The 6,864-nt window shown below is 65.1% G+C and carries 8 protein-coding genes and 2 pseudogenes; 6 read left to right on the top strand and 4 right to left on the bottom strand.

The window, feature by feature from the left end; genetic code table 11:
* The 5 genes and pseudogenes from NI18_RS21950 to NI18_RS01790 all read left to right on the top strand — a co-directional run.
* On the top strand, nt 1–397 hold a 397-nt coding region (locus NI18_RS21950), incomplete at its 5' end, for an energy transducer TonB (RefSeq protein WP_306286170.1).
* 51 nt (nt 398–448) lie between these two features.
* Nucleotides 449–1,243 carry a MotA/TolQ/ExbB proton channel family protein gene (locus NI18_RS01805; RefSeq protein WP_031395815.1) on the top strand — a complete coding sequence of 265 codons (795 nt, stop codon included), beginning with the start codon at nt 449–451 and terminating at the stop codon, nt 1,241–1,243.
* A gap of 92 nt (nt 1,244–1,335) precedes the next feature.
* Nucleotides 1,336–1,849 (top strand): annotated as a pseudogene (locus NI18_RS01800) (biopolymer transporter ExbD).
* Between the two features lie 7 nt (nt 1,850–1,856).
* Complete coding sequence (locus NI18_RS01795; protein WP_081874365.1) at nt 1,857–2,279, top strand: biopolymer transporter ExbD; 423 nt, start codon at nt 1,857–1,859, stop codon at nt 2,277–2,279.
* Between the two features lie 236 nt (nt 2,280–2,515).
* Nucleotides 2,516–2,860: a tetratricopeptide repeat protein gene (locus NI18_RS01790; RefSeq protein WP_031441369.1), complete on the top strand. Its 345-nt coding sequence runs from the start codon at nt 2,516–2,518 to the stop codon at nt 2,858–2,860.
* Nucleotides 2,861–2,953: 93 nt separating this feature from the next.
* Here NI18_RS01790 and dcd read toward each other — a convergent pair whose 3' ends face one another.
* The gene (dcd, locus tag NI18_RS01785; protein WP_031395819.1) at nt 2,954–3,508 is read right to left on the bottom strand and encodes a dCTP deaminase; all 555 of its coding nucleotides are present in this window, start codon (nt 3,506–3,508) and stop codon (nt 2,954–2,956) included.
* Nucleotides 3,509–3,747: 239 nt separating this feature from the next.
* Between dcd and NI18_RS01780 the strand changes: the two are divergent.
* Nucleotides 3,748–5,180: pseudogene (locus NI18_RS01780) on the top strand (porin).
* 7 nt (nt 5,181–5,187) lie between these two features.
* Here the strand turns inward: NI18_RS01780 and NI18_RS01775 are convergent.
* From NI18_RS01775 to NI18_RS01765, 3 genes are read right to left on the bottom strand one after another with little or no spacing between them, the layout of a single operon-like run.
* Nucleotides 5,188–5,652, bottom strand: a complete 465-nt coding sequence (locus NI18_RS01775; protein WP_031441367.1) for a cytidine deaminase — start codon at nt 5,650–5,652, stop codon at nt 5,188–5,190.
* Nucleotides 5,649–6,326 carry a GH25 family lysozyme gene (locus NI18_RS01770; RefSeq protein ID WP_031441366.1) on the bottom strand — a complete coding sequence of 226 codons (678 nt, stop codon included), beginning with the start codon at nt 6,324–6,326 and terminating at the stop codon, nt 5,649–5,651. The genes NI18_RS01775 and NI18_RS01770 overlap by 4 nt, the downstream gene beginning before the upstream one ends.
* A gap of 9 nt (nt 6,327–6,335) precedes the next feature.
* Nucleotides 6,336–6,818, bottom strand: a complete 483-nt coding sequence (locus tag NI18_RS01765) for a UPF0262 family protein (protein WP_031395823.1) — start codon at nt 6,816–6,818, stop codon at nt 6,336–6,338.
* Between the last annotated feature and the right edge of the window lie 46 nt (nt 6,819–6,864).

The raw sequence follows: 6,864 nt of genomic DNA, 5'->3' as shown, positions 1-6,864 counted from the left end.
GCGATCACGACGCGAACATCATCCCGCTGAGCCAGCCAACGGCACCGCCGGCGCCTCCCGCGCCGCCAGCGCCGCCGGCCCCGCCAGCAGCACCGACGGTCAGCAAGGCCGCGGGCGCAAGGGTAATCCGGCGACATGGGTGAGCCAGGACGACTATCCGCCGAGCGCGATCCGTGCCGGCGAACAGGGTGCGGTCGCGATGCGCTGGGACATTAACGCCCAGGGTCGTGTCGAGAACTGCACCGTGACGTCGTCGAGCGGTTCGCCTGCTCTCGATCGGGCAGCCTGTGCTGCGATGACGCGACGTGGTCGCTACTCGCCGGCGCTCGATCAGGCCGGGAACCCGATGCGTTCGAGTGCGACGCAGCGTATCCGGTGGACGTTGCCGGAAAATTAATCTGCGTCTCGGCGCACTTAGACCAACGAATCTTAAGAGGATCATCCGACCATGTTCACCACTATCCTTGCCGCGGCGGCGCCCGCAGCAGCCGAAGCCAACCCGTACGGCCTCGAAGCGGCACTTCGCGAAGGCGGTCTCATCTCCCAGACCGTGTTCGGCATTCTGGTGCTGATGTCGGTGGTTTCGTTCTACATCCTGTTCTCCAAGCTGTTCGAGCAGCAGAAGATCATCGGCCAGGGCAAGCGCGTCCGTCAGGCCTTCTGGTCGTCGAACAGCCTTCGCGAAGGTTCGGCCAAGCTCGAGAAGAACTCGGCCTACAAGCAGATCGTCGACGACGGCCTGGCCGCTCAGGAGCAGCACTCGAAGCTGACCGATCCGGTCGAGGCGCATGACTGGCTGCACGGTTCGCTCGCGCGTTCGGAAGCTGCGATCAACTCGAAGCTGGGTGGCGGTCTCGCCTTCCTCGCAACGGTCGGTTCGGTTTCGCCGTTCATCGGTCTGTTCGGTACGGTTATCGGCATCTACCGCGCACTCGTGAAGATCGGTGCATCGGGTCAGGCATCGATCGACAAGGTCGCAGGGCCGGTCGGTGAAGCACTGATCATGACCGCACTGGGTCTCGTCGTCGCGGTTCCTGCCGTGCTGTCGTACAACTGGCTGCAGCGTCGCAACAAGTCGATCGCAGAGGACCTGTCGGCCTTCTCGAACGACGTGCTCGGCTTCCTGGCATCGAACGGCGCCGTGCGTCCGATCACCGCTTCGGGCGTCAAGCCAGTTGTGGCCAAGCCTGCCACGGCGACCACGACTGCCGGTCAGACCGGTGGCGTGCCGCGCGCTAACTAAGACGCGAGAAAGGCGGGGCTGGTGTTCGCAGCAGCCCCGCTTCCTTCCCGCCGGCGGTGCCGGTGGCGATAAAAGAATAGGATAGTTCGCACATGGCGATGAGTGTTGGTGGCGATTCCACCGAGAAATCGATATCGGACATCAATACGACGCCGCTGGTCGACGTCATGCTCGTGCTCCTGATCATCTTTCTGGTGACGACGACCGTCGCGGTCCAGGCGGTGCAGCTGAAGCTCCCCGAGGTCAAATTTGATCCGACCACGACCAAGCCCGAAAAATGTCTCGCTGTCGGTGACGACAAATGGTGATGGCAGCTGTGCAGTGTATTGGAACATGACCCCGGTCACCTCGACCGAGCTGCTCGATCGCGCGGTCGCCAAGCTGAAGACCGAGATCGATCGTCAGGGTGGCGTGAATGCCGCAGGTCTTGAGCTGCCCGAGGCGCATATTCGCGGCGACGTGAACACGCCGTACAAGTGCATCGGCGGCACGATCTACACGATGCAGCGCGCCGGCTTCGCCCGCGTCGGCTTCATCTCCGAGCCGCCCCCCCGGCGGCACCACCGAACGCTGACGATCGCTCGGACGTATTTAGGAGTAGTATAGAATGGCAATGGGCGGCGGCAAAGAAGATGACGGGCCGATGATGGAAATGAACATGACGCCGTTGATCGACGTCCTGCTCGTTCTCCTCATCATGTTCATCATCACGATCCCGATCCAGACGCACGCGGTCAAGGTCGACCTTCCGGTCAACAGCAAGAACCCGCCGCAGAACCCGATCGACCCCGAGAAGAACAAGATCTCGATCGACGCATCGGGCACGGTGGCCTGGAACGGGTCGCCGGTCGACGAGGTGACGCTGCGCCAGTATCTGGACCAGACCGCGGGCATGAACCCCGAGCCGGAACTTCACTTCCAGCCCGACCCGCAGGCGCGGTACGAAGTCGTCGATCGCACGCTGGCCGTCGTGAAGCGGTCTTCGATCACGAAGCTCGGCTTCATCGGTAACGAGCAGTATCGCAACGACTTCTAAGTCACGCGACACGATCGATACGATGCCAGGGGCGGTCCGCAAGGGCCGCCCCTTTTGCATGTCCGACGTCCATGACACCGGGGGCGGAAAGAGCGTCGGCATGACGCGCGCGCACCTCACGGCCTTATCAGGGCAATATCCGTAAAAATCCCATATTGCGCCACAGTCATCGAAGTGACACAACAGTGTCACAAAAGTGAAACCTTTCGACTCAGAAGGGCGATGGAGACGGGATGATGCGCAAATTCGGCCTTGTAGTTCTTGCCCTTGTCGGCGCGGCAGCACCGGCGTTCGCGGCGGATCAGAATGGCTATCAGGCGATCGTGTCGGGCGATCTGGCCGCGGCCGAACGCCATATCCTGGCGGAACAGGCGGTCTATCCGGGTCGCCCCGAACTGATGCTCAACCTTGCCGCGGTTTACCGGCGGACCGGCCGCGAGGCGGACGCTCGGGCGCTGTACAAGCGCGTGCTCGAACGCCGCGACATCGCGATGGACCTGCCCTCGGGTGCGGTGGCCTCGTCGCATGATCTGGCACGGCGCGCGCTCGGCGTGGCCCCGGTGCAGATCGCCACGCGCTAAGCTAAGGCCGTCGCGCTCGCCCGGCGCCGGTTCTGTGGTTCCGGTAGTAAGCTAGCGCTGGCGTCGACCTCGTGCGGTCGACGCCTGAGGCGGTCAGAGTCGGGGCAGGGTGACCCCGCGCTGGCCCATATATTTGCCTGCGCGGTCGGCATAGCTGATCTCGCACGGCTCATTGCCGCGCAGGAACAGGAACTGGCAGGCGCCCTCGTTCGCGTAGATCTTGGCGGGGAGCGGCGTGGTGTTCGAGAATTCTAGCGTCACATGGCCCTCCCATTCGGGTTCGAGCGGCGTGACGTTGACGATGATCCCGCAGCGCGCATAGGTCGATTTGCCCAGACAGATCACTAGCGTATCGCGTGGGATGCGGAAATATTCGACCGTCCGCGCCAGCGCAAAGCTGTTCGGCGGGATGATGCAGACATCGGTCTTGCGGTCGACGAAGCTGTTCGCGTCGAAATTCTTCGGATCGACGATCGCACTGTCGACATTGGTGAAGATCTTGAACTCGTCGGCGACGCGCGCGTCATAGCCATAGGAGGACAGCCCGTAGCTGATACAGCCGTCGCGGCGCTGCGCCTCGTGAAATGGCTCGATCATCGCATCGCCCAGCGCGCGTTCGCGAATCCAGCGGTCGGACATGACGGACATGAGACATTCCCCTTTTCGCCGCTGCTTTCGCGCGGATGGTCGATGGCGGCAAGAGCGCGCGCACGCAGAGAGCGTTTTTGCCGTTGCAGCCGGCGTGTCGGGCCGTCATGGGGCGCGGCATGAACCAGATTCGGCAGCCTTTTCCGCGCGGTACGTCCGTCGAGCCACAGCTTCCGGACCATGATGACGAGCGGAACCGCGCCGCGATCCGCGCGCGCCGCGCCAGCCGCTATGTGCGGATCGCGCTGGCCGGATCGATCGCGCTGTCGGGCGGCGCGGCGCAGGCGCAGTCGGTGCAGGACCTGCAACGCCAGATCGACGAGCTGAAGGCTACGATCGCCGAGCTCAAGGCCGCGCAGAACGGACCGATTGCCCAAACGGCGCCAGTTACTGCGCCAGCCACCGCGCCAGCCACCGCGCCGATCGCGGTTGCGGCAACGCCTGCGCCCGCCCCGGCGCCGAAGCTGGCAACAGCGGTCGCGCCATCGACGCAATTGGCCGCGGCGACGCCCGAGCCGAAGCGCGCCTGGTATGATCGCATCGCGATCCGCGGCTATACGCAGATGCGGTTCAACGAGATCGTGTCGGGCGATCGCACCGCGCCCGACGGCCAGTCGCGGTTGCGATCAGTGCATGACGGCAGCATCGGCGACAATACGGGCTTCTCGCTCCGCCGCGTCCGGCTGGTCCTGCAGGGCGATCTGACCGACCGTGTGTCCTTCTATCTCCAGCCCGACTTCGCGGTGAACGTCAGCAACCAGTCGGGCGGCGAGCGGCGCGAGGGCTTTGCCCAGCTGCGCGACGCCTATGTCGACACGTTCCTCGACGCAGATCGCCGCTTCCGGCTGCGGTTCGGGCAGTCGAAGGTGCCCTTCGGCTGGGAGAATATGCAGTCCTCGTCGAATCGCATCACGATCGATCGCAGCGACGGGATCAACAGCGCGGTCCCCGGGGAGCGCGATCTGGGCATCGTCGCCTATTACACGCCCACCGGCGTGCAACGGATCTGGGGTCGCCTCGAGGAGGACGGCCAGAAACTGTTCGGCAATTACGGCGCGTTCGCGCTCGGCGTGTATAACGGCCAGGGGATCAGCCGTTCGGAGACCAATGACGGCGCGATGACGGTGGCGATGGCGACCTGGCCGTTCGCGCTCGACGGGCTTGGCGGGGCGTTCAGCGGACAGGTGTTGGAGGTCGGCGCGGCGGCCATCCGTAATCGCGTCCAGCCCGAACTGCGCAGCGGCGGGGTCAGCGACACGAGCTTTGCCGACGAGCGGCTCGGCGTCCACGCGATCCTCTATCCGCAGCCTTCGGGTTCCAGGCGGAGTGGAACTGGGGCCGCGGCCCCGAATATGACGACGCGTCACAGTCGATTACGACCAAGCGGCTGAACGGCGGCTATGTCCAGGCGATGGCGCGTGTGCGGTCGTCGCCGCTCGGTCCGTTCATGCCCTATGCGCGCCGGCAATATTATCGCGGCGGGTGGAAGGCGCTGCCCAACGCGCCGCGGCTCGAGACCGACGAGTTCGAGCTGGGGATCGAGTTCCAGCCGACCCCGCCGATCGAGCTGACCGTCGCCTATGCGCGGATGACACGGCGCGAGGCCGACGAACGCCGCGAGGGCCGGGCGGAGGGCGATTTGATCCGCACGCAGCTGCAGTTCAACTACTGACCGCGGCTCAGCCGATCCCGAGGTCCGCCGGGCCGAACGCATCGGGGAGAAGCTCCGACAGGCGGTAGCTGCGGACAGCCTCGCCCTGCGCCGCGCCGCAATGCACGGGGAGATCGCGCCCGCCCATCTGCGCCGCCTCGTTGATCACCTGGCGGCACCGTCCGCAGGGGCTCACCGGGGCGAGGCCGGTGGCGATGCCGTCCGCATCCATCGCGCCGCCGATCACGCCGATCGCAACGACGTCACGCAGGCGGCCCTGCGCGCTTGCGGTCGCCAGCGCGACGGTTTCGGCGCAAAGCGACAGGCCGTAGCTCGCATTCTCGAAATTGGCGGCGGTGATCACGCTGCCGTCGTCGAGCAGCACCGCGGCGCCGACCGCGAATCGCGAATAGGGCGCATGCGCGTGACGCGCGGCGTCGCGCGCCGCGGCGATCAGGCGGGTTGCCTGATCGGTATCGAAACCATCGTTCATCCTGCCACCACGTCCCAGTTCACCGGTCCCTCGATTCCCTCGACACGCCGAAAATTGCTCGCGCGCCACATTCGCCATGGCCGTGCCGCATAATCGGGCTTGAGCAGATTGGCCATCGCCCAGACCGGCCGCGGCAGTGCCGCCGACAACGCATAGCTGCCCTCGACCGACTTGCCGATCCGCAGCAGGACAGGCTTGCCGGTATGCGTCTCCACCATCGTCACGAAGCGCGTCAGATCGGCGACCAGCGCGGCCTTTTCAGGGCGGGCGACGCAATCATCACGGAACTGCACATCGACGGCGACGGGCAGCGCATCGGCGGCGGCGGGCACGAAGGTATTGAACGCATTCGCCTGATCGACCGCGGGCTGGCACAGCGAATAGATGTGCACCGCGCCGCGCCGCAGCCCGGCTTCGGGAAGCGCCGCCCAGTTCGCCTCGAATGCCGGATCGCGGCGATCCTTGCCCGAGGTCGCGACGATATAGGCGAAGTCGACGCCGCGCGCGCGCACCGTTCCCCATTCGACCGGCGCGGGATTTTCACCTAGGTCGACGCCTTGCAGCGGATAGGTCTCGGTCGCGGGATGCCACTGCGTCGCATAGGCCCAGCCGCCAATCGCGATGCCGCCCGTGCCGAACAGCAGGGTCGCAAGCTTCAGCAATGTCGTGGCCATCAGCGTTGCTCAGCCACGCAGATGAAGGACGCAGATGAGCGTGAACAACCGGCGGGCGGTGTCGAAATCGACCTCGATCTTGCCCGACAGCCGGTCCTTGAGCAGCTCGGCGGCCTCGTTGTGGACGCCGCGACGGGCCATGTCGACGGTTTCGATCTGCGCAGGCGAGGACTGGCGAATCGCCTGGTAATAGCTGTCGCAGATCGCGAAATAGTCCTTGATCGGTCGGCGGAAACGGCCGAGCGCGAGCACCAGTGTCTCAAGATGCGTGTCGTCCTCACGATGGATGTGAATGCCGAGACGGCCTTCCTCCGTCTCGAGCCTGATGCGGTACGGGCCGGCATAGCCATCGGCATGCTGGCGCTGCGGCGCGAAATAATTGCCCTCGATCAGGTCGAAGATCGCGATCCGGCGTTCCTGCTCGATATCCGCGGAACGCCACGCAATCGTGCGCTCGTCGAGCTGTATGTCGATGATCCGCGGGTCGGCCATGCCATGTGCGATAGCGATGGTCGTAACGCGTGTCACTTGTCGCCTG

It is taken from the genome of Sphingomonas sp. Ant20 (assembly GCF_000783375.1).
Classification (GTDB): Bacteria; Pseudomonadota; Alphaproteobacteria; order Sphingomonadales; family Sphingomonadaceae; genus Sphingomonas; species Sphingomonas aerolata.
This window is presented reverse-complemented; position numbering and strand designations above follow the sequence as displayed.

Coding starts and splice junctions, on each gene's coding strand:
- NI18_RS01805 (WP_031395815.1), top strand. CDS start 449: ATGTTCACCACTATCCTTGCCGCGGCGGCGCCCGCAGCAGCCGAAGCC.
- NI18_RS01795 (WP_081874365.1), top strand. CDS start 1,857: ATGGGCGGCGGCAAAGAAGATGACGGGCCGATGATGGAAATGAACATG.
- NI18_RS01790 (WP_031441369.1), top strand. CDS start 2,516: ATGCGCAAATTCGGCCTTGTAGTTCTTGCCCTTGTCGGCGCGGCAGCA.
- dcd (WP_031395819.1), bottom strand. CDS start 3,508: ATGTCCGTCATGTCCGACCGCTGGATTCGCGAACGCGCGCTGGGCGAT.
- NI18_RS01775 (WP_031441367.1), bottom strand. CDS start 5,652: ATGAACGATGGTTTCGATACCGATCAGGCAACCCGCCTGATCGCCGCG.
- NI18_RS01770 (WP_031441366.1), bottom strand. CDS start 6,326: ATGGCCACGACATTGCTGAAGCTTGCGACCCTGCTGTTCGGCACGGGC.
- NI18_RS01765 (WP_031395823.1), bottom strand. CDS start 6,818: ATGGCCGACCCGCGGATCATCGACATACAGCTCGACGAGCGCACGATT.